The sequence below is a fragment of the Klebsiella sp. CN_Kp097 genome (assembly GCF_040064495.1).
GTDB classification, from domain to species: domain Bacteria; phylum Pseudomonadota; class Gammaproteobacteria; order Enterobacterales; family Enterobacteriaceae; genus Klebsiella; species Klebsiella aerogenes.
The window spans coordinates 728,267-751,320 of the sequence record NZ_JBEAIL010000007.1 but is presented as its reverse complement, the minus strand read 5'-3'; the positions used below and the strand labels follow the sequence as shown (position 1 = coordinate 751,320).

The 23,054-nt window shown below is 58.0% G+C and carries 18 protein-coding genes; 5 read left to right on the top strand and 13 right to left on the bottom strand.

The window, feature by feature from the left end:
- Positions 1–5 precede the first annotated feature (5 nt).
- From ABLV07_RS14005 to ABLV07_RS13995, 3 genes are all read right to left on the bottom strand, one after another.
- Positions 6–1,622, bottom strand: coding sequence for a mechanosensitive ion channel domain-containing protein (locus ABLV07_RS14005; protein ID WP_046884258.1), 1,617 nt, complete (start codon positions 1,620–1,622; stop codon positions 6–8).
- Between the two features lie 149 nt (positions 1,623–1,771).
- Complete coding sequence (gene fumA, locus ABLV07_RS14000) at positions 1,772–3,424, bottom strand: class I fumarate hydratase FumA (RefSeq protein ID WP_046884259.1); 1,653 nt, start codon at positions 3,422–3,424, stop codon at positions 1,772–1,774.
- Positions 3,425–3,479: 55 nt separating this feature from the next.
- On the bottom strand, positions 3,480–4,985 hold the full coding sequence (locus tag ABLV07_RS13995) for an anion permease (protein ID WP_015366800.1): 1,506 nt from the start codon (positions 4,983–4,985) through the stop codon (positions 3,480–3,482).
- 638 nt (positions 4,986–5,623) lie between these two features.
- Here ABLV07_RS13995 and ABLV07_RS13990 point away from each other — a divergent pair.
- The gene (locus ABLV07_RS13990; RefSeq protein ID WP_171824747.1) at positions 5,624–8,401 is read left to right on the top strand and encodes a flavocytochrome c; all 2,778 of its coding nucleotides are present in this window, start codon (positions 5,624–5,626) and stop codon (positions 8,399–8,401) included.
- A 62-nt stretch (positions 8,402–8,463) separates the two neighbouring features.
- Positions 8,464–9,414, top strand: coding sequence for an FAD:protein FMN transferase (locus ABLV07_RS13985; protein ID WP_126027442.1), 951 nt, complete (start codon positions 8,464–8,466; stop codon positions 9,412–9,414).
- On the opposite strand, the gene dcuR is transcribed toward ABLV07_RS13985, so the two are convergent.
- Both dcuR and ABLV07_RS13975 read right to left on the bottom strand, forming a co-directional pair.
- Positions 9,395–10,114, bottom strand: a complete 720-nt coding sequence (dcuR, locus tag ABLV07_RS13980) for a two-component system response regulator DcuR (RefSeq protein WP_015366795.1) — start codon at positions 10,112–10,114, stop codon at positions 9,395–9,397. The genes ABLV07_RS13985 and dcuR overlap by 20 nt on opposite strands.
- Positions 10,111–11,727, bottom strand: coding sequence for a sensor histidine kinase (locus tag ABLV07_RS13975; RefSeq protein WP_171824748.1), 1,617 nt, complete (start codon positions 11,725–11,727; stop codon positions 10,111–10,113). Before ABLV07_RS13975 ends, dcuR begins: the two co-directional genes overlap by 4 nt.
- A gap of 305 nt (positions 11,728–12,032) precedes the next feature.
- On the opposite strand from ABLV07_RS13975, the gene ABLV07_RS13970 reads away from it, so the two are divergent.
- From ABLV07_RS13970 to ABLV07_RS13960, 3 genes are all read left to right on the top strand, one after another.
- Entirely contained in the window at positions 12,033–12,953 is a 921-nt protein-coding gene (locus tag ABLV07_RS13970; protein ID WP_032711556.1) for an N-acetylmuramic acid 6-phosphate etherase, read from the top strand.
- Positions 12,954–13,197: 244 nt separating this feature from the next.
- Positions 13,198–14,853: a malate dehydrogenase (quinone) gene (gene mqo / locus ABLV07_RS13965; RefSeq protein WP_042892408.1), complete on the top strand. Its 1,656-nt coding sequence runs from the start codon at positions 13,198–13,200 to the stop codon at positions 14,851–14,853.
- A gap of 157 nt (positions 14,854–15,010) precedes the next feature.
- Complete coding sequence (locus ABLV07_RS13960) at positions 15,011–15,937, top strand: LysR substrate-binding domain-containing protein (protein ID WP_015366791.1); 927 nt, start codon at positions 15,011–15,013, stop codon at positions 15,935–15,937.
- On the opposite strand, the gene mdcH is transcribed toward ABLV07_RS13960, so the two are convergent.
- From mdcH to mdcA, 8 genes are all read right to left on the bottom strand, one after another.
- Entirely contained in the window at positions 15,927–16,829 is a 903-nt protein-coding gene (gene mdcH, locus ABLV07_RS13955; RefSeq protein ID WP_047058502.1) for a malonate decarboxylase subunit epsilon, read from the bottom strand. The two genes, ABLV07_RS13960 and mdcH, sit on opposite strands and share 11 nt — an antisense overlap.
- Positions 16,829–17,446: a malonate decarboxylase holo-ACP synthase gene (locus ABLV07_RS13950; RefSeq protein WP_047075616.1), complete on the bottom strand. Its 618-nt coding sequence runs from the start codon at positions 17,444–17,446 to the stop codon at positions 16,829–16,831. The genes mdcH and ABLV07_RS13950 overlap by 1 nt, the downstream gene beginning before the upstream one ends.
- Before the next feature lie 3 nt (positions 17,447–17,449).
- On the bottom strand, positions 17,450–18,409 hold the full coding sequence (locus tag ABLV07_RS13945) for an AEC family transporter (protein WP_047040684.1): 960 nt from the start codon (positions 18,407–18,409) through the stop codon (positions 17,450–17,452).
- Between the two features lie 136 nt (positions 18,410–18,545).
- Positions 18,546–19,346, bottom strand: a complete 801-nt coding sequence (gene mdcE, locus ABLV07_RS13940; RefSeq protein WP_032707948.1) for a biotin-independent malonate decarboxylase subunit gamma — start codon at positions 19,344–19,346, stop codon at positions 18,546–18,548.
- The gene (locus ABLV07_RS13935) at positions 19,346–20,179 is read right to left on the bottom strand and encodes a biotin-independent malonate decarboxylase subunit beta (RefSeq protein WP_012541866.1); all 834 of its coding nucleotides are present in this window, start codon (positions 20,177–20,179) and stop codon (positions 19,346–19,348) included. The genes mdcE and ABLV07_RS13935 overlap by 1 nt, the downstream gene beginning before the upstream one ends.
- A complete protein-coding gene (mdcC, locus tag ABLV07_RS13930; protein ID WP_008805033.1) occupies positions 20,172–20,471 on the bottom strand; it encodes a malonate decarboxylase acyl carrier protein in 300 nt (99 codons plus the stop codon). The genes ABLV07_RS13935 and mdcC overlap by 8 nt, the downstream gene beginning before the upstream one ends.
- Before the next feature lie 17 nt (positions 20,472–20,488).
- Entirely contained in the window at positions 20,489–21,331 is an 843-nt protein-coding gene (locus ABLV07_RS13925; RefSeq protein ID WP_004190298.1) for a triphosphoribosyl-dephospho-CoA synthase, read from the bottom strand.
- Positions 21,331–22,986, bottom strand: coding sequence for a malonate decarboxylase subunit alpha (gene mdcA / locus ABLV07_RS13920; protein WP_015705280.1), 1,656 nt, complete (start codon positions 22,984–22,986; stop codon positions 21,331–21,333). The genes ABLV07_RS13925 and mdcA overlap by 1 nt, the downstream gene beginning before the upstream one ends.
- Between the last annotated feature and the right edge of the window lie 68 nt (positions 22,987–23,054).

Sequence of the window (23,054 nt, the reverse complement as noted above, 5' to 3'; positions counted from 1 at the left end):
TGTCGTTATCTGTCGCCTTCCTGCGGCGCGACGGCCGGGGCGGTATACCAATCCTCTTTGGCGACCACCACCGCGCTTTTCGGTTGCATGACAAAATTGGGCGACATAATCTGCACGCCAAATTCGTTAAATACATCGATAATGCTGCTGTGCAGCGCGTTGCGCCCCTCCGGCAGCGTCGTTTCCGGTAACAGCCGCACCTGCAGTTCATACGACGTATACCAGTCAAGCAATCCCAGTTTGCGAACCACCGGCGCCACCTGATGATCCACTCCCTGGGCGCGGTGGGCCGCCAGTTCCAGCATCGCCTGTACCTGCCGCCACGGCGTGTCGTAACCAATGGTCACACCGGTGGTGAGGTTGATTCCCTGTTGCGGGTCACTGGCGCTGAGATTGGTGATTTTACCGCTGACCACCACCGCGTTCGGCAGGGTGACAATATAGTTTTCGCGGGTCAGGATTTTGGTCGCCAGCATGCCGATCTCGCTGACCTGGCCTTCGTTATCGGCGATGCGGATCCAGTCGCCTTTATGCAGCGCGCGGGTATAAATCAGCACCAGTCCGCTCATGGCGTGATTCATCACCCCCGCTGAGCCCAGCGTCAACATCAGGCCGAAGAACACGCTAATTCCCTTGAAGGCCAGAGAGTTTGCCCCAGGCAAGAAAGGATAGGCGGCGGAGAGCGCAAAGAGCCAGATAACCACGGCGATAAGCTTTCGCGTGGCGCCGACGGTTTCCGGATGCAGACCGGGGATCTGCAGACGTCCGGCGGCGACCTGATCCAACACCACCTTCAGCAGGCGGATGATAAACCACGTAATCAGAAAGATAAGCAGTACGATCATCAATCCCGGCAGCGCCGACACGATGGACAGCGAAATATCGCGAATTACCCCTACCGACCACTCACCGAGCGATTCTCCCCATACCCGGGTCCACGGAAACAGGCTGAATACCCAACTCAGCCAGACATAACCCGCCAGTACCCCTAGCAGTATGACCAGTAGCGCGTATAACCGGCTTTCAATGTTGCCGAGAAACCGCCGCCAGCTATGTGGGATCATGCTGCGTTTTTCGAGGATCCGTAGATGGAAAAAACGGCGCACTCGCCGCCATGAGCGAAAAGCGAAATAGCAGGCCAGGGCGAGGAGCAACGCGCCGGCGGCGGATTTCAGCGCCGCCAGCAACAAATAGCGGGTATTGTACTGTTCGAGCAGTGACGTCCTTTGCGCTTCCATACGGGCAAGAACGCGCTGCGCCGCCTGATCCAACGTCAGATCGTCGCCTTCATCGAGGTCAGCCTGGCTTAGCAACATAATAGGTTTGCCATTCATCAGAAACAGCCGCCCCGGCTGGTTGTAGCGGGTGACTGGCACCACCTGTAGCGGCTGGCTGATGTCGGCTTCGGTGAAGGCGCGTAGCGTATTGCGGATGCGCAGAACCCGTTCTTCCGGCGTGGTCTGGCCGAATGTCGCCTGTAGCATGACGATCGGTTGATGGAAAATAGCGACGGTTCGCGCCTGCTCGCGAGCGGTGGGCTGCTGACGAGGTTCTGCCGCGGATAGCGGGAAGGCCAGCCATAGCAGAAAACACGCCGTTAATAACGCCTGGATCCTGTTCATATGCGACACCAGAAAAGAGGAATTATTGTTATTTTTCAGCCGGTCAAACTCTGAGCGGCTGCTGGATTGAGCATAGTTCAGCGTCGGGTGAATTCAAGAATTAAGGGGGGAGAATACGCCCGACGATGAGCCGCCGGGCGCGGAGGGGATTAGCCGTGTTGTTTACAACCGGCGCACTGCTGATTTTGGATCTGCTGGAAGAAGTCGTTACCTTTATCATCAACGAGGATAAAGGCCGGGAAATCTTCCACTTCGATTTTCCAGATAGCTTCCATTCCCAGCTCCGGATAAGCCACGCACTCGAGACTCTTAATACTCTGCTGGGCGAGTACTGCCGCCGGGCCGCCAATGCTGCCGAGGTAGAAACCGCCGTGTTTATGGCAGGCGTCAGTCACCTGCTGGCTGCGGTTACCTTTGGCCAGCATCACCATGCTGGCGCCGTGCGATTGCAGCAGATCGACGTAGGAATCCATGCGTCCTGCGGTAGTCGGGCCGAGAGAGCCGGAGGCGTAACCGGCAGGCGTTTTTGCCGGGCCGGCATAGTAGATAGGGTGATCTTTCACGTACTCCGGCAGCGCTTCGCCGTTATCGATAAGCTCTTTCAGCTTAGCGTGGGCAATGTCGCGGGCCACGATAATGGTGCCGTTAAGGCTCAGACGCGTGGAGACCGGGTGTGCCGACAGCTGCGTCAGGATCTCGCTCATCGGTTGATTCAGGTTGATGCTAACCACCTTGCCTTCGCCCTGTTGGCGCAGGTGTTCAGGGATATATTTCCCCGGGTTGCTCTCCAGTTTTTCAATCCAGATGCCGTCGCGGTTGATTTTTGCTTTGATATTGCGGTCGGCGGAGCAGGAGACGCCCATGCCGATCGGGCACGAAGCGCCATGGCGGGGCAGACGGATAACGCGGATATCGTGGGCAAAATATTTCCCGCCAAACTGCGCGCCGAGACCGAGATTTTGCGCTTCCTGCAGCAGCTCTTGCTCCAGCTGCACATCGCGGAAGGCCTGACCGTGCTCGTTGCCTGCGGTCGGCAGGTCGTCATAATAGCGGGCGGAAGCCAGCTTAACGGTCTTCAGCGTCGCTTCCGCAGAGGTGCCGCCAATCACAAAGGCGATGTGGTAAGGCGGGCAGGCCGCGGTACCGAGGGTACGCATCTTCTCGACGAGGTAGTTTTTCAGCTTCGCCGGGGTGATTAACGCTTTGGTTTCCTGGTACAGATAGGTTTTGTTGGCGGAACCGCCGCCTTTCGCCATGCACAGGAATTTATATTCGTCGCCGTCGGCGCTGTAGAGATCGATCTGCGCCGGCAGGTTGGTGCCGGTGTTGACCTCTTTATACATATCCAGCGGCGCATTCTGCGAGTAACGCAGGTTGTCTTCGGTATAGGTGTTATAGACGCCCTGCGCCAGCGCGGCTTCATCGCCGCCGCCGGTCCAAACGCGCTGGCCTTTTTTACCCATGATGATGGCGGTGCCGGTATCCTGGCAGGTGGGCAGCACACCTTTGGCGGCGATTTCGGAATTACGCAGGAACTGCAGCGCGACGTATTTGTCGTTTTCGCTGGCCTGCGGGTCGAGCAGAATGGCCGCGACCTGCTGCTGATGAGAGACGCGCAGCATAAAAGCGGCATCGTGGAAGGCCTGCTGCGCCAGCAGAGTTAACGCCTGCGGTTCAACCTTCAATACTTCCTGGCCCGCGAATTCGGCGACGGAGACGTGCTCTTTGCTGAGCAGATAGTATTCGGTATCGTCATGCGCCATCGGGAACGGGTCTTGATAAACAAAGGGTTTCGTCGACATATTCACATACTCCATAAAGATAAAAACCGCCGGGGGAAGACCCGGCGGTTATGAATCAGAACATCATGGACATCCACGGATAGCCAATCAGCAGCAGGGCGGCCAGGAAGATGGCGCCGAAGATGGTGCCGAGGCGCCAGTAGTCTTTGGTTGGCAGGTAGCCGCTGCCGTAGTAAATCGGGCTCGGACCGGTACCGTACGGGGTGATGATGCCCATCACGCCCAGCGAGGTCACCATCAGCAGGACGAAGACTTGCATATTCATTCCCGGGATAGTCGAAGCGATGGTCAGCATGGCCGGCAGCAGCGCGGTAGTGTGCGCGGTGGTACTGGCGAACAGGTAGTGCAGCAGATAGAACGCCAGCAGCAGGACGATGGTCGCAACGCCCGGAGATATACCGCTCATCAGCGCGCCGCCTTCTTTACCCAGCCAGGCGATGAAGCCAGTGGAGGAGAGACCGTCAGCCAGCGCGACCAGCGTGGCGAACCAGACAAAGGTATTCCATGCCGCTTTGTTGTTGGTGATATCGCTCCAGGACAGCACGCCGGTCCACAGCATCAGCACGATAACCAGCAGGGCAGCCAGCGCCGGTTCAATCCAGTCGGCGGCGAAGATCCACATCATCAGTGCGAAGCAAACAAACACCAGCAGCAGGATTTCATTGCGCGACAGTTTGCCCAGTTTTTCCAGTTCACGAGCGGCCCACAGCGGCACTTCGTTATTGATTTTTACTTCTGGCGGGTAGAACCAGTACGCCAGCAGCGGCATGGCCAGGATCAGCAGGATACCCAGCGGCAGGAAGGCGATAAACCAGGTACCCCAGGAGATGTTGATACCGACGATGCTTTTTACCAGCGCCAGCGCCAGCAGGTTCGGCGCCAGCGCCGACAGGAACATGGAACTGGTGATACAGGCGGCGGTAATAGCTACCCACATCAGATAAGAACCAATACGGCGTGCGCTCGGATCGTTAGGTTTAGAACCGTACAGCGGCGGCAGGTTAGCAATAATCGGGTAGATGGTCCCGCCGCTACGTGCGGTATTGGACGGGGTAAACGGCGCCAGCAGCAGGTCAGCGAAGGTAATGGCGTAGCCCAGCGTCAGGCTGCGGCGGCCAAGATATTTTACCAGAATCAGCGCCAGACGGCGGCCGAACTGGGTTTTGTCATAGCCCGCGGCGAACATGAACGCGCCGAAGATGAGCCACACGGTAGAGTTACCAAAGCCGCTGACCGCCCATTTAAATGACGCGCCGGCCAGCTTAAAGCTCGGCGCCGCCATCTGTTCCGGACTGAACAGCAGCCACTGGCTACATAAAGCAATCACCACCACCCCGGTGATACCGATAACGGCGCCCGGCAGCGGTTCGAAGATAAGGCCGACGATAACGCCGACGAAGATAGCAAAATAGTGCCAGGCGAATGGCGGTAAGCCGTCAGGCACCGGGACGAACAGCAGCAGTACGGCGACGATAATGGGCAACGCCATCATGATCAGACGTTTATACGCCGCGTTAGACGCGGCACCGGCAGGCGGTATGGTTGTCTTTTTCTCTTTCATAATGAGTATCTGCTAGTAGTTGAAAATACGGTTCCGTCTTCGCTTACAATGCTCGATTTTTTTAGTTGCGAAAGTTTCTTTAATTATTAATGGTCGAGATTGCTTATTGCTTAAACGGTTATTTAACGCGTTTTTCGCGGCGTTAAATTAAATTCATTGGGTATTTATATATTGCGCTTTCACGTTGCATTGCAATTGATCGAGATCAAAAAAAACAGGTGATCTGGATCTTTTTTTCGTTTGGCAATAACCACATATGATGATGTGGTTATTATCCGTAAGAAACGTTAATTGTTAATGGAACGCTTAAATAATAATAAATGGCTAAACCGGTTTATTATTTAATTTATTGAAATGGCATGTTTTATTTTTGTTTTGTGCGTTTTTTCAGCGTTAACAAAAGTGACTGAAATGTTATCATTCATTTGTATTATGTAAATGCGATATATAAATTTAATAATACAATAGAGGTATTGCTGTTATTGCAGGTATTAAATAGTTTTTTAACTAACGTAATTAATTTAGTAACTAAAAAACGCGCTATATTATTGGCATGACAACAGGAATGAAAATAAACAATCAATAAAATTTCCGTCACCCAATTCTGAATTTCAATATTTAAAATCTGGAGTATTAATATGACCAGTAACGAACGAATTCTGCAGCCATTTACTTTACCGAATGGGACTGAACTGAAAAACCGTTTGCTAATGGCGCCAATGACCACCTGCACCGGTTATTTCGATGGTACCGTCACCAGCGAGCTCGTTGAGTACTATCGCGCCCGCGCCGGCAGCATCGGGACTATCATCGTTGAATGCTGCTTTATTGATGATTATGGTCTGGCCTTCCCGGGCGCTATTGGCATTGATAACGATGAAAAAATCGCCGGACTGGCGAAAATCGCCGAAGCGATAAAAGCGGAAGGCTCGAAAGCGATTCTGCAGATTTACCATGGCGGCCGCATGGTTGACCCACAGTTGATTGGCGGTCGCCAGCCGGTGGCGCCGAGCGCCATTGCCGCGCCGCGCGACGGCGCCGCCATGCCGCGCGCCCTCAGTGGTGAAGAAGTCGAAGGCATGATTGCCAAATTTGGCGACGGCGTACGCCGCGCGATTCTTGCCGGTTTCGACGGCGTCGAAATCCACGGCGCCAACACCTATCTTATCCAGCAGTTCTATTCGCCGAACTCTAACCAGCGTGACGATGAGTGGGGCGGCAGCCGCGACAACCGCGCCAGATTCCCGCTGGCGGTACTGGACATCACGCATAAAATGGCCCGCCAGTACGCTGACGATGCCTTTATCATCGGCTATCGCTTCTCGCCGGAAGAGATGGAAGTCCCGGGGATCCGCTTCGACGACACCATGTATCTGCTGGAGAAACTGGCCGCCCGCGGCGTCGATTATCTGCATTTCTCGGTTGGCGCGACGCTGCGCCCGTCTATCGTTGATACCAGCGATCCGACGCCGCTGATTGAAAAATACTGCGCCATGCGTTCTGAAACGCTGGCGCAAGTGCCGGTGATGGGCGTCGGCGGGGTAGTTAACGCCGCTGATGCCGAACAGGGCCTCGATCACGGTTATGACCTGATGGCCGTCGGCCGCGCCTGCATCGCCTATCCGGACTGGGCTTCACGTATCTCCGCCGGCGAAGAGCTGGAACTCTTTATCGACAGCACCCAGCGCGAGGCGCTGAATATTCCGGAACCGCTGTGGCGTTTCTCGCTGGTCGAAGCGATGATCCGCGACATGAGCATGGGCGACGCGAAATTTAAACCGGGGATGTTTGTCGAAACCGTTCAGGACGATGCCAACGAACTGGTCATTAACGTCAGCCTCGAAAACGATCGCATTGCGGATATTGAGCTGGCCGCAAGCCCGGTGCAGAGCGTTGAATTTACCACCAGCTTCGAAGAGATCCGCGAACGTATTCTGACCGCCAACACGCCGCACGTCGACGCTATCTCCGGCGCGACCAGCCAGAGCGAAGCGGTGAAAAAAGCGGTGTCCAAAGCGATGCTGAAATCCAGCAAAGCGCTGGCCGCGGAAGAGGGCGGCAACGATGCCGCGCCGAAAAGCTATGACGTGGTGGTGGTGGGGAGCGGCGGCGCCGGTTTGGCCGCGGCGATTCAGGCCCACGACGAAGGTGCCAGCGTGCTGATCGTTGAAAAAATGCCGACTATTGGCGGCAACACCATCAAAGCTTCCGCCGGGATGAACGCCGCGGAAACCCGCTTCCAGCGCGTCAAAGGTATTCAGGACAGTAAAGAGTTGTTCTATCAGGAAACCCTGAAGGGCGGCCACAACAAAAACAACCCGCAGTTGCTGCGTCGTTTCGTTGAAAACGCGCCGCAAGCCATTGAATGGCTGGCGGACCGTGGGATTATGCTTAACGATATCACCACCACCGGCGGGATGAGTATCGACCGTACCCACCGTCCGCGCGATGGATCGGCGGTTGGCGGCTACCTGATTAGCGGTCTGGTGCGTAATATCACCAAACGCGGTATCGATGTGCTGCTGGATACCTCGGTAGAAGAGATCCTGATGCGCAACGACGAAGTGAGCGGCGTGCGTCTTATCAACGATGAACAAGAGATCATCGACGTGCAGACCAAAAGTATCATCGTGGCGACCGGGGGCTTCAGCGCCAACAGCGCGATGGTGGTGAAATATCGTCCTGACCTCGAAGGCTTCGTGACCACCAACCATAAAGGGGCGACCGGTAGCGGTATTGCGCTGCTGGAGCGCATTGGCGCCGGCACCGTGGACATGGGCGAAATTCAAATTCACCCGACCGTCGAGCAGCAGACCTCGTACCTGATTTCCGAATCGATTCGCGGCGGCGGCGCTATTCTCGTTAACCAGCAGGGGAACCGCTTCTTCAACGAGATGGAGACCCGCGATAAAGTGTCTGCGGCGATTATCGCGCTGCCGGAACACTATGCTTACATCGTCTTCGACGAGCATGTGCGGGCGAAAAACAAAGCCGCCGACGAGTATATCGCCAAAGGCTTCGTCACCAGCGCCAGCTCGCCGCGTGAACTGGCGGAGAAGCTGGGGATGGATTACCATGCGTTCCTCGCTACCCTGGAATGCTACAACGGCGCGGTGGAAAAACAGCACGATGAAGCGTTTGGCCGCACAACCGCGCTGCGCGCGCCGATTAACGAAGGCCCGTTCCACGCCATTCGTATTGCCCCAGGGGTGCACCACACTATGGGCGGCGTGACCATTAATACCGATGGCGAAGTGCTGAATGTGGCGCAGCAGCCGATTCGCGGCGCCTACGCCGCGGGTGAAGTGGTTGGCGGTATCCATGGCGGTAACCGCATCGGCGGTAACGCGGTCGCGGATATCATCATCTTCGGTACCCTCGCGGGCCATCAGGCGGCGAAACGTGCCAGAGGATAATAGGTAATTGCTGATGCCGGGCTGGCTTAGCCGCCCGGCTTATCCCTTCTAAGGAGAGCCCAATGTCCGATAACCGCGTCTATAGCTACTCCGCCGTGTTGATGGGATCGCCCATCCTGCTCAAACTCTATTCCCACGATGAGGCGCTGGCCTCCCGCGTATTTCAGTTAATTAAACGCTACGAAGATCTGCTCACCGTGAACCGGGCGCAGTCGCAGGTGATGGATATCAACCATGCCGCCGGGCGTCATCCTGTCACCGTTAGCCGTCCGGTGTACCAACTGATTAAGTGCGCTAAAGCCGCCAGTATGGTGCGCGACAGCGCCTTTAATCTGGCTATCGGTCCGCTGGTTAAACTGTGGCGCATTGGCTTTCAGGGGCATCGCGTGCCGTCGGCGGCGGATATAGCGGCCCGGCTGCCATTAACCCGCCCGCAGGATGTCATTCTCGATGACGAAAAGCAGAGCGTGTGGCTGGCGCAGGCCGGAATGGAAATCGACCTTGGCGCAATCGCTAAAGGATATATCGCTGACCAGGTACGCGATTACCTGGGCCAGCAGGGGATCGAACAGGCGCTGATTAATCTCGGCGGCAATGTACATACGTTAGGGGAATGGGCGATTGGGCTGAAAAAACCCTTTGCCGCGGCGCAGGAACTTATTGGCTCTATTGCCGTTAGCGGGCAGTCGGTTGTCACTTCAGGCACCTATGAACGCTATTTCGAGCAGGATGGCAAACGCTGGCACCATATCCTCGATCCGCGCAGCGGCTATCCGCTGGATAACGAACTCGATAGCGTAACGGTCATTTCCGCGGATTCACTGGACGGCGATATCTGGACCACGCTGCTGTATGGCCTTGGCGTGGAGAAGGGCTGCGCGGCGTTGCGCCAGCGGGACGACATTGAAGCGATTTTTGTCACCAAAAACCGCGACGTGATTCTGTCGTCACCGCAGCGCATCCGCTTTCAACTGCTCGACAGCGGCTACCAGATTACTGACTGTACTGCTTGAGCAGGCCGTACTGCTCGGCGACCAGCCGATAGCGATACACCGGTCGGCCGGTCGCGCCGTAATGGATGGTGGTATAGAGAATATTGATCTGCGCGAGCCAGATCAGATACTTGCGACATGAGACGCGCGAGATATTCACCGCCGCCGCCAGCTCATCGGTAGAGAATTCCACATCAGGGTGGCTATCAATCCACTGGCACAGCGTGCGTAGAGTTTGCGCCGTTAAGCCTTTCGGTAGCTTACGCGCGTCAGCCGCTTCCGGCGTGCCGCCGTGCAACAGACGATCGACATCCGCCTGCTCGTAATAGGGCTGGCCGGTCATCAGTTTGCGTTTTTCACGCCATGCGGTCAGCGCTTCTTCAAAGCGCGGGAACTGGAAGGGCTTAATCAGATAATCCACCACGCCATAGTGCATAGCGGTTTGGACGGTGGCGGCATCGGCGGCGGAAGTTATCATAATCACGTCGATGGCGCGGCCGCTGGCGCGAATGGTCGGCAGCAGATCGAGGCCGCTATCCTGCTGCATGTAAACGTCCAGCAGCACCAAATCGATCGCCATCTGCGGGTCATTAATCATCTCCTGGGCTTTGCCGAGCGTCGACGCGGTGCCGCAGCAGCTGAAACCGGGGATGCGCGCCACGTACAGGCGGTTCAGCTCGGCAACCATCGCATCGTCGTCAACAATTAATACATTTATCACGCTTTTTTCCTTTTACTATCCCAGGGCAGGTGAACAAAAAATTGGGTAAATACGCCAGGCTCGGACTCGACGGACAACATGCCGCCGAGTTCGTGGAGCTGCTGGTTGGCGAGAAACAGGCCGACGCCGCGATTTTCGCCTTTAGTGGAGAAGCCCTTATTAAAGATGGCGTCAATATTGGCCGCCGGGATCCCCGGGCCATCGTCGCTCACTTCACCGCTTAGCCAGCCATCCTGATAGTGCAATAGCAGGCTCACTTCGCCTTCCTCCTGGCTGCTCATCGCGTCCAGCGCATTTTCAATCAGATTGCCTAACACCGTCACCAGTACGGTGACCTGTTTTTCATTCGGGCAATCCGGCACCAGGCTCTCTTCGGCGAGGTTCAACGTGAAACCTCGCTCTTTGGCGCGCTGGATTTTACCAATCAGGAAACCGGCGACCACCGGCGATTTTATCCGGTGCTGAATTTCGCCGATATCGGCCTGATAGGCATGGGCGGTTTGCAGCACATATTCTTCCAGCTTGTCATAGCTTTTCATATTCAGCAGGCCGAGGATCACGTGCAGCTTGTTCATAAACTCGTGCGAAGTGGTGCGCAGGGCATCGACGTAGCTCATCATGCCGTCCAGTCGCTGCACCAGTTGACTCATCTCGGTCTTATCGCGGAAGGTGCTGATCGCGCCGACGATGGCGTTCTGGCTGCGCACCGGGACGGTATTGCTGATCAGCAATAAGCCATTACAGCCGAGCGCTCGGTCATAGATAGGCTCGCCGCTGCGCAGAACTTCCTGCAGGTCGGCCAGCAGTGGGGTGCGATCGATGCTTTTATCCGGCCCGCTAAGTAACATGCCGCGGGCGGCCGGGTTAATCAGCGTGACCTGGCCGCTGCTATCCACGGCGATCACGCCTTCTTTCAGCGAGTGCAGCATCGCTTGTCGCTGCTGGAATTGGGTGGAGATATCCTGCGGCTCCAGCCCCAGCAGAATACGTTTTAAGCCGCGCACCAGGCTCCAGGTGCCGATAGCGCAGACCAGCGCGCTGAACAGAATGGTCAGCAGAACGTCCCAGCGGCTATTGGCGATCTGTTCGTCGACTTTACTCAGCGAAATACCTACCACTACCACGCCTATCTGCTGATGCTGTTCATTGAATACCGGGGTAAACACGCGCAGCGCCGGCGCCAGTACGCCGTGGTTAATCGCCACGTTTTCCCGCCCGGCGAGGGTCGGGCGGATATCCTCGCCGATAAAGGGTTTACCGATGATGGCGCTATCCGGATGCGAATAGCGAATGCCGCGCATGTCGGTCACAATCGCGTAAAGCAGGTCGTTACGCCGGGTAATGGACTGCGCCAGCGGCTGAATAATATTGCTCTGCGGCGGCTCGCCGAGACCGCGCTTCACCTGCGGCATATCGGCCATGGTGCGCGCCACCGCCAGCGCCGTCTCTTTTAAGCCGTCGCGAGTGGCGTTACTGATTTGCATAAACCATAGCGCGTAGACCAGCAGCAGCACCGCGCCGATAACGCTGCCAATCATCAGCGTGACGGCGGTACTTAATTTCAGGCTGCGGGCGCGCTTGCGGGCGGGCGGCTGTAGCTCGGCTTCCTTCATGACAACCCCGATCGATTCGTTGAACGATCATTATCGCCGATAGGGCGGCTTTCATAAAGCCGTGTAATAACAGTAAAACCGGCGTACCGGGTATCCGTTGCCTGACATGCGTAGCCCTCATGCTCGGATAACGCGCAATCGCGCTGCGATTAGGTGTCGGGTGAACAAACTGTGACCCCCGTGGCGGTAAAGCCGTGAATGAAGGCTTTACACTGGCTGCATCAATCAAATAGCCGTGATGAATGAATGGATATGTCACCGCTATTGATTTCGCCGCAGTGAGTTCGGTTTTAAATGGAGGTTTTATGAGCAGTAAGCCAACCGCATCAATGCTGGAACGACGCCACCCGCAAACGCGCCATATCGATACGCTCGCCACCCTCGATATGCTGACCCTGCTGCAGCAGGATAACAAACAGATAGCCGTTGCCATCGATGCCTGCCTGCCGCAGATTACCCGGCTGGTGGATAACGCCGCGGCGACCCTGAGCCGGGGAGGACGGCTGGTGATCGTTGGCGCCGGGGCATCCGGGCAGGCGGCGTTGCAAACGGTTAATGACTATTCCCCTGAAGCCAATCACTCACTGGTGGCGATGATCGCCGGTGGCGAAGGGAGCGCGCTGCAGGCCGCCGAGCGGGCGGCTAACGATTATGACGCGGGCTTACGGGATATGCAGCTATTGTCCCTGAGCGCTAACGATATGCTGCTGGCGCTCACCGTCAGCGGCAAAACGCCGTGGGTGTGGGGAGCCATGCGTCACGCCTGGTCGCTGGGGACGCCGATTGCGATCCTGACGCAGCAACCTGATAGCGAAGCCGCGCAGCTGGCGGATATTATGATTGCGCCGCAGACCGGGCCGGAAGCGGTGGCGGGTTATGGCAATCCGAAAGCGCAACTGGCGCAGCGGCAGATCCTCACCCTGTTAACCACCGGCCTTGCGGTACGCAGCGGCAAAGTGTTCGGCAACCTGCGCGTTGATCTACAGGCAACCAGCCCGCGCTGGGAGGAGCGGCAAATCGCCATGGTGATGGCCGCCGCAGAGTGTACGCGCGCGCAAGCTAAAGCCGCGTTGGCCAGTTGCAATCAGCATTGTCGGACGGCGATTCTGATGCTGATGTCGGGGCTCGATGCCTGGCAGGCGCGGGATCTGCTCAGCGAAAACAACAACCATTTGCGTGTCGCCCTGGCTGAAGCGCAAGAGAAAACGCTCAGTAACGTTAATTAATCTCCTCGCCGCGCCGGTTTGTTAAATAACTAAATAAACCGGCGCTATATTTCTTATCGCCCGAATGATCCTGATTTTCCGTCGCTATTTTTCACAATAACTGCCAGCGAAATAAATAAGCTGCTTTTTTAAGTTAAAAAACTGTTTGATTAAAATGTCGAAGTGTAAATGATATTTTAAAATAAAGTAAAAGTGCGTTAATATGACGGCTCTTATTACACTTTTGCTACGCGATATTTCTATTATGCCTGCAATTAAAAAAACGATTATATCTATGACCGCATTAGCGATGTTCGTCAGTACGGCGACCTACGCAAATGGCGATACCTCGAAAAAAACTGACTTTCTGCTGATCGGCGGCGGCATCATGAGCGCCTCGCTGGGCACCTGGCTGCAGGAGTTGCAGCCGGAGTGGAAACAGGTGATGGTGGAGAAACTCGACGGCGTCGCGCTGGAGTCCTCCAACGGCTGGAATAACGCCGGTACCGGTCACTCGGCGAATATGGAACTGAACTACACGCCGCAGCGTGCAGACGGTTCTATTGATGTCAGCAAAGCGCTGGATATCAACGAACAGTTTATGATTTCGCGCCAGTTCTGGTCGGCGCAGGTCAAACGCGGTATTTTGCACGATCCGCACTCGTTTATTAATTCCACGCCGCATATGAGTTTCGTGTGGGGCGATAATGTGGATTATCTGCAAAAGCGTTATAACGCGCTGCAGCAGACCACCTTATTCCAGGGAATGAAATTCTCCACCGATCACGCGCAAATTAAACAGTGGGCGCCGTTGGTCATGGAAGGACGCGATCCGCAGCAAAAAGTGGCCGCGACCTGGACGCCGGTCGGTACCGATGTGAACTACGGTGAAATTACCCGTCAGCTGATCGGCAGCCTGAAAAAGAGCAGCAACTTCTCGCTGCAGACCTCTTCTGAAGTCACCGATTTTAAACGCAATGCCGACAACTCCTGGCACGTGACGATTAAGAACGTGCAGAGCGGTGAAGAGCAGGCTATCGACGCCAAATATGTCTTCATCGGCGCCGGCGGCGGCGCGCTTAAGCTGCTGCAGAAAACCGGTATTCCGGAAGCGGACAACTATGCTGGCTTCCCGGTAGGCGGCTCATTCCTGATGACCGAGAACCCGGAGTTGACAAAACTGCATCAGCAGAAAGTTTATGGTCAGGCTTCAGTTGGCGCGCCGCCGATGTCGGTACCGCACCTGGATGCTCGTTACCTCGATGGTAAGCGCGTGGTGCTGTTCGGGCCATTCGCCACCTTCTCCACCAAGTTCCTGAAAAACGGTTCGTTCTTCGATCTGCTGAGTACTACCACCACCAGCAACGTGCTGCCGATGACCCACGTTGGCCTCGACAACTTCGATCTGGTGAAGTACCTGGTTAGCCAGGTTATGCTCAGCGATGATGACCGCTTTGCGGCGCTGAAAGAGTACTACCCGAACGCGCGTAAAGAAGACTGGAAACTGATTCAGGCCGGTCAGCGCGTGCAGATCATCAAAAAAGACGCGGAAAAGGGCGGCGTGCTGAAGCTCGGTACCGAAGTGGTGGTCGATCAGCAGAAAACGATTTCTGCGCTGCTCGGCGCATCGCCAGGTGCTTCCACCGCCGCGCCGATCACCCTGAACGTTCTCAAGCAGATGTTCCCGCAGCAGTTTAACTCGCCGGAATGGCAGAGCCGCATTCGCGCTATCGTGCCGAGCTACGGCGAGAAGTTAAACGGCAACGTGGCGCTGACCCAGCAGGTTTGGGATGACACCGCCGCGGCGCTGCAACTGACCAAGCCTCCGGTCATTCAGATGCCAGAGACGGCGCCGACCGCGACCGCCAAACCGGCAGAGACGCCGCGCGAGGCCTCGCCGCAGCACGATATGGCGCTGTAACGACGCATCCAGGCAGTGAACAAAAGGGAAGACCATGGTCTTCCTTTTTTGCGTTTTTTACCGGCTGAGGCCGCGCGCTGCCTGCAACTTTGGCCTCATAAAAGATATACTGGTTTGAATTGAAATAAGAAAATTAAACCAGGGGTGTGGAAGGGTTATGAAAGACGATATCAACCAGGAGATCACCTTCCGCAAGCTATCGGTCTTTATGATGTTTATGGCGAAGGGCAATATCGCCAGAACCGCCGAAGCCATGAAGCTCAGCAGCGTTAGCGTTCACCGCGCGCTGCATACGCTCGAAGAGGGAGTCGGCTGCCCGCTGTTTGTTCACAAAGGGCGCAACCTGCTGCCGCTGCAGGCGGCATGGACGCTGCTCGAATACTGCCAGGATGTGATGAGTCTGATGAGCCGCGGGCTTGAGGCGACGCGTAAAGTCGCCGGCGTCGGTCAGGGACGGTTGCGCATCGGTACCCTCTATTCTCTGACACTGGAAACCGTTCCGCGCATCATCATGGGGATGAAGCTGCGTCGCCCGGAGCTTGAACTGGATCTGACGATGGGCTCCAATCAGATGCTGCTGGATATGCTGGAAGACGATGCCCTTGACGCTATTTTAATCGCCACCAATGAAGGCGAGTACAATAATTCGGCCTTCGACGTGGTGCCGCTGTTTGAAGATGATATCTTCCTCGCCGCGCCGGCGACGGAACAGCTCGATACCACTCAGCTCGCCGACCTGCGCGATTACGCCGATCGTAAATTTGTCTCGCTGGCGGAAGGGTTTGCGACGTATGCCGGATTTCAGGAGGCCTTTCATGTAGCCGGTTTTGAGCCGGAAATCGTGACCAGGGTGAATGATATCTTTTCGATGATAAGCCTGGTGCAGGCGGGCGTCGGGTTTGCGCTGCTGCCGGGGCGCATGAAGAAGGTTTACGAAAACGATGTGCAGCTGTTAAAGCTGGCGGAACCCTATCAGATGCGCCAGCTGATCTCTATCGTCTATTCACACCATCGCGAGCGCGATGCCGACCTGCTGGCGCTGGCGGCGGAAGGGCGCATGTACGCCCGCAGTATTAATCGCTAAGCCGCTGCGCCAGATGGCGGGCGACGTCTACGCCGCTGCGCTCCAGCGAAATTGTCTCGCCGCGCCAGCCCGCCTGGCGGGTCAGGCAGGTGAGCACGCCGCCGGGCGGCATCTCGATTGCCAGCCTCGCGTCGCGTTCATCAGCGGCGATCATCGCCTCCTGCCAATGCACGGTGCGCGCCATGTTCATCGCCAGATCGTCGGCGATCCGCTGCGGATCCCACAGCACGCGCGCCGTCGAGCCGCTTAAATAGGCGCGCTGAGGGCGCGTTAAGGTGACGTCGGCAAAGGCTTTTGTCAGGGCTGTGGCAGGTTTATCCAACAGCGCGCAGTGCGACGGCACGCTGACCGCCAGCCGTTGGGCTTTACTGGCGCCAGCCTGCAGCGCCAGCTGCGCCACCTCGGCCATGGCTTCATCGCGCCCGGCGATCACGATTTGCGTTTCGGCGTTCAGGTTGGCGAGATAAACCTCGTGGCCCTGCATCAGCGCCTCAACCCGCGGGCGGGTCAGCCCCGTAATCGCCGTCAGCCCGTAACCTTCGGGATAAGCCTGCTCCATTAAATCGCCGCGTAGCGCCACCAGCCGCAGCGCGCTGGCGAAATCGAGCGCGCCGGCAATCACCGCTGCCGGAAACGCGCCGATAGAGAGCCCGCTGACCATCTGCGGATCCACGCCCTGGCGCTGTAGTTCGCGCGCCCAGGCTACCCCGGCGATCAGCAGACAGAGTTGTACTGCACGGGTATGCTTTAGCGCGTCGGCGCTATCGAGGGTATCGACTTCATCCCCCAGCACGGCGCGCGCCTGGGTGAGGATAGCCTCGCGATCGGGGATTGCCGCCAGCATTGCGGGGCGCTGGCCGCCCTGACCGGGAAAAGTAAATATAATCTTCATCAGTCCTCCCTGTGCCACGGCGTCGCGGTTAAACGCGCGCCGCGGGATGTTTTCAGCAGCGCGCGGCCATCGCGCAGCCACTCATTAAGGGCGAAGGCGCCGTACGGTGTTTCTATCTGGGTATCGGCGCGGCACGGTAGTAGGGCCACCCGGGCCTGCCATTCCAGCAATGCCTCGCGGTCCAGCGGCTGCGGCGCGCGGATCAGCAGATCCAGATCGCTTGCCGCATGCAGCACCGGGATTTCGGTTGCCAGCGCGTAGCCGGTACTGCCGGTGACGCCCCAGCCCCAGGGCCAGCGGTGTAAGGTGAGGGCAATAGCCGCCTGGACCGGCGGCTGCGAAACAAAAGGCGAATGGAGCAAGACCTCACGGTCAACAAGCATCTCCGGGGTGACGCTGCGCACGATATTGTGCGGCTGAACCCAGCCGGCGGCGCGCTGTTCGCGCTTCATGCCCCGCACCCCAACCGGGATGCGGGCCTGGCCGTCAACGTCGCGCCTCACCACCACCGGCAGCGCGGCTCGCCACTGTTGAGCCACCCATGGCTCGGCAATGTCTTCCAGGGCGCTGGCGTGGTTTAACCAAACTAAATCGTGGGGACGCGGCGTTGATGACATGGTTTACAGTCCTGAAGTTAAAGAGATAAACAGCGGTAGCGACAGGATACACAGAACCGAGCTTAACAGCAGCACGGCTTCAGCATCCGGAGACTGCACGCCGAAGCGGTTGCCGAAGACCACGCCGAAGAAGCCGGCGGCCAGCGCAATCATCAGGATCGCGGTAATGGCGATAGAACCGTGCAGACCAAGTAACATCACCAGACCCCAGGCAATAAACGGCTGCACCAGCAGTTTTACGATGGTTGATGTAGCGATCAGCGCATTGAGCTGCAGTTTACGTGCCGACAGGATCACCCCGGTGAGGAACAGCGCGGCGGCGGTGGCGGCAAGGCCCAGCGGTTTGATCGACGCCAGCAGCAGGTCCGGCATTTTAATGCCGATCGCGGAAAGCACCACCCCAAGCAGCGGGCCCCAGACGATCGGTTTTTTCACTGAACGCCACATCAGCACCGGCAGCATCGCCAGCGTAGAACTGCTGTTTTCACCCGCGGCGCGGGCTTTTTCACGCTCCAGAATCAGCAGGCAGAACGGGGTCATCAGTACCGAGCCGCAGGCGATAGAGACCGCCACCGACAGCGAGGTAGAAGCGCCTTCACCCAGCACGCTGCCGAGGATCGGCAGACCCAACGCGGCATAGTTTGGCAGGGCGACGGTGAGGGTCAGCACCGCGGCATCCTGCGGCGTACGTTTGAACATGCTGGTGGCGAGGAAGTAGATCGCGGCATAGGTGATCCACATCGCGCCGGTCAGCACCAGCACCAGCGGCGACTGGGCGACGATACCGGCCCACGGCGTTTGTACCGTCGCGCTAAACAGCGTGGCGGGTAAGGCGAAATCCATTACAAAAATATTAAGCAGCGAGACGTTTTTGTTATCTACCATCCCGGCCTTACCGGCCCAGAAGCCCAGCAGCATAATGACGAAAATCGGGGCAAGAGCATGAATAATCACATAAGTCATAAATCACCTGTAAATAAAATAGAGTACTGGCGCGATTGTTATTTTTTCTAAAAGCCGTCCCTTCCCGGAGCGTTTATTCCGCGCTCCGGGAGACTGCTTCCGGCAGGTTTTCTTCTACTACTTACGTACGAACGTCTTACCAGCTGGCGCGCATGCGATCGCGAACCAGTTGCGAGCTGCGGCGGTTTTCCGCGCCCAGACGGCACTTCAGTGAGGTATCGGTGCGCGCGTCAGCGATGGCGTCGCGCAGGGTACGGCTGACCAGTGACAGATCGCCTTCGTCTGGCGCATCCGGATGGTTGATATCGAGCAGGGCGGAGAGCAGGCCGAGCGTAGCGTAGTTGCTGACGTCGTAGGCCATCGGCGGGATCGTCGCCGCCAGTTTCTCCAGCGCCTCTACGGTACGCAGCGTAATGCGCGCTGCCGATTCTTTACCCATCGCGTGAACCAGCACGCCGCTATCGTTAAAGGCGATCAGGCGGTTGGCCTGATAGCCGTGGGCCAAAAACGCCCCGGACATCGCTTTTCCGACAATCAGGCCAATCACCGGGTGGCCGGCAAGACGGGCTTTGGCGTAGGCGCCTGCCGCCCCGGCCAGGGCCTGGTGGATGCCAAAGGCTTCTTCGCGGCGGCCATAGGCCTGGCTCGGGACATCAATTACCGCGACGATCGGCCGTTTGACAGGCCGATCGGCGTCGGCGGCGATGGTTTCGTTGACCACTTTCGCCAGCGTCCAGCCTTCCAGCAGGCCGACTTCGCCGCCGGCGGCGCGCGGGTAGTGGTTGTTAGCGTCAGGCACCACGGCGATAAAGCGGACGTTTTCGCCATCAATCTGGCCATCTGCGACCTGCACCGAAGGGCACAGACCACTCATCAGCGGCGCGTCGGGCGCCAGTTTATTCAGCCACAGCGCGGCGCGGTTTGGGAACTGACTCATTATTTATCCTCCCGGGCAAAAAGCTGTTTAATCTGCGCGGTATCCGCCTGCTGGCGGGTATCGAATTGGCTCAAGCGACGCAGATAATCGTCATAGTTGTCGCTGCGGTGCTGTGCCGGTACGCCTTTGGCGATCGCCTCGTTCATTGCGGTTTTAACGGCGTTAACGCCATCGTTAACCAGCGCGTCGACCAGCCCGCTGGCTGCGCGAATTTCGCCGCCGGTCATGCTCCAGATAAACGGACGGTTGCGGGAGTCGTACTCTTCAATGCCGGCTTCCTGCTCGATAACCTGCGGGCCGTTGAGGCCGAGACGGGCTTCACGGGTGACGATAAGATAGCTGCACAGCGCCGCGGCGATGGACATACCGCCGAAGCAGCCGACGGTACCGGTAATAATGCCGACCACCGGGGTGTAGCGGCGCAGGTCGACAATCGCGGCATGAATATCGGCGATGGCGGCCAGACCGAGGTTGGCCTCCTGCAGACGTACGCCGCCGGTTTCGAGGCACAGCACCGCCTGGGTCGGGATACCGTTGCGGTTATCTTCCGCCGCCAGCTCCAGCGCGGCGGCCATTTTGGCGCCGGAGACTTCGCCCATACTGCCGCCCTGGAAGGTGCCTTCGATGGCAATCACCACTGCAGGTTGGCCGTTGATCGTGCCTTTGGCGACCACCATACCGTCGTCGGACTGTGGGACGATGCCCTGCGCGCCGAGCCACGGCGACATAATGCCTTCAAACGGATCCAGCAGTTCGCGGTAGCTGCCGTCGTCCAGCAGGGCGTGGGCGCGTTCGCGAGCGCGCAGTTCGATAAAGCTGCGATCGTTACGCATGAGCGGCCTCCTCAAATACTTGTTCAATACGAATACGGGCGACGCCCGGCGTGGCGCCGAAGTCATGGATAATCAACTGCCCGGCGGGCAGACCGTTGATCAGGTTCAACCTGTCGAACAGCGCCTGCCAGCGCGCCTGGCTGTTATCCACTGAGGTGGTGATCTGTACGTTGAGCGTGGCGCCCTGTGCGGCGGTATAAAGCACTTCCATATCGCCTGAACCTACGACCCCTGCCAATGCTTTGCCGCTGAGGGCGCGGTTGGCAGGAAATGACAATGTAATCTGTTCCATAACATCCTCTGAATGCGTTAGCCGGAAACCCGGTCGAGAAACAGGGTGGCGGCAAGGAGATCGGCCGCGCCACCCGGCGAGGCGTTTTGCGCCAGCATCTGCGCATCGAGGCGCGCCAGCGCGGCGCGACCGGCGACGCTGGCGCAACCACCCGCCGCCAGAACCTCGCGGGCGCCTTGCTGCATGGCGTGCAGGCCGTTCATGCCGGCGCGCGACAGCACGCAGGTATCGCTCAGCGAGGTCATGATGGCCATCAGCGCATCAAGGCGCGCCTGCTGCTCGCTGGCGCCTCGCGCCCGGCTCTGTTGCAGTTGCGGCAGCGCCAGGGCGGTAACATGCGGAAATCCGCGCTGCGCTTCCTCGCGTGCCCCCGGCACCTGCCAACGGCGGCTGGCGCGCAGCCCCTTACTAAAGCTTTTCGGCGCGAAACCGTCAGGCAGGCGGGCAAGGGCGGCGGCGGTCCCGGCGATCGCCTGTGATTGACCCTCTCCACCCAACATCGCCACCGCGCTGACCAGCAGGCCCAGCGCCCAAATGGCGCCGCGGTGGGTGTTAACGCCACCTGTCGCCATCATCATCTGCGCTTCACCTTCGCGACCGAGGCGGCCGACGGTTTCGCGCAGGGCGATATCCGCCGGACGCTGCCAGCTTTGCTGCGCCAGTGCGTGAAAGGTTGGCTGCAGGCTGCGGGCGGAGCGTTCCATCAGGTCCAGATTGAGATCCTGATGCGCGCCGTTGCCGCGACTATCGACCAGACCCGGTTTCGGACTCAGGCGGGCTTCGTCAATCAGACACGCGCTGGCGGTATGCGCCAGCCAGCTGACGCGGCTTTCTGCGTGTAGGGGGGAGAGATTTTTCATTACCAGCTCCGGAATTTTGCCGGTGGGTTGTACAGTCCGTCGGACCACTCCACCAGCTCGGCGACGCTGCCGGCGGCCAGTAGCGAGCGGGTGGCATCACTACGGCGAATGCCGATATCTTCCGGGTACACCACTTTGCCGCTCTGGCGCAGCGCGGCGACGCGTTTGGCGTCCACCCCGAGGCCAATATCGGTGATCCCGGCCACCGCGGCGACCATCGCCCGGCGCTCTTCAAGGCTCTCCGCGCGGTACAGGTAGGCGATACCCTCTTCGGTCAGCACGTGGGTCACGTCATCGCCATAAATCATCACCGGCGCCAGCGGCATGCCGGAGGTTTTGGCGACGTCGACCGCGTCGAGCGTTTCAACGAAGGTCGGTTTTACGCCGGCCTGGAAGGTTTCGACCATCTGCACCACCAGTTTTTTACCGCGCTGCATCGGGTCTGGTTCGGTGATCATATTGAGCCAGGCCGGGGTGGCGTGGCGGCGACCGTGCGGGTCATGGCCCATGTTCGGCGCGCCGCCGAAACCGGAAAGACGACCGCGGGTGACGGTTGAGGAGTTAGCCAGACCATCAACCTGCAGGGTCGAGCCGATAAACATATCTACCGCGTACTGACCTGCCAGCTGACAGAAGGCACGGTTGGAACGCATTGAGCCATCCGGGCCGGTAAAGAAGATATCCGGGCGGGCGCGGATATACTCTTCCATCCCCAGTTCGCCGCCGAAGCAGTGCACGCTCTCCACCCAGCCGCTTTCGATGGCCGGGATTAAGGTCGGATGCGGGTTCAGCGTCCAGTGTTTACAGATTTTGCCTTTCAGTCCGAGCTGTTCGCCGTAGGTGGGCAGCAACAGCTCGATGGCGGCGGTATTAAAGCCGATGCCGTGGTTAAGCGACTGCACCTGATGTTCCGCGTAGATGCCTTTGATCGCCATCATCGCCATCAGAATGTGTTCTTGCTTAATCAGACGAGGGTCGCGGGTGAAGAGCGGTTCAATGAAGAACGGTTTGTCGGCGACCACCACGTAATCAATCCACGAGCCGGGAATATCGACGCGCGGCAGATCGCATTCGTCGTCCACCAGTTCGTTGACCTGGGCTATCACAATGCCGTCGTGGAAGGCGGCGGCTTCGACCAGCGCCGGGGTATCTTCGGTACTTGGCCCGGTGTACAGGTTGCCTTTACGGTCCGCTTTATAGCCAGCGATCAGCGCGACGTTTGGCGACAGATCGACGTACAGGCGGGAGTAGAGTTCAATATAGGTATGGATGGCGCCGATTTCGAGCAGGCCATCTTCCAGCAGCTGCGAGATGCGCAAGCTTTGCGTGCCGGAGAAAGAGAAATCCAGTTTACGGGCAATGCCTTTTTCAAACAGGTCCAGATGCTCGCTGCGCCCGACGCTTGGCATAATCATATGCAGGTCGTGGATTTTCTGCGGATTAACCTCGGCGAGCATGCGGGAGAGGAAATCAGCCTGCTTCTGGTTGTTACCTTCCAGTACTACCCGGTCGCCAGGGGCGAGCAGATTTTCCAGTACGCTGACCAGTTGGTCAGTGGGGATGACTTTGCCGGCAATCTTCGTTTCGGCCAGCCGCCGCTGTTTTTCCGTCCGGCGACGGTTCCAGACCCGTCCCGTCGTTTGTTCAGCATTCATTGTTAACCTCCTGATTCGACAAATCGTTTCGTTTGTCCTGGTGGAAGTTAGTGTGCGATGCGCGGCGC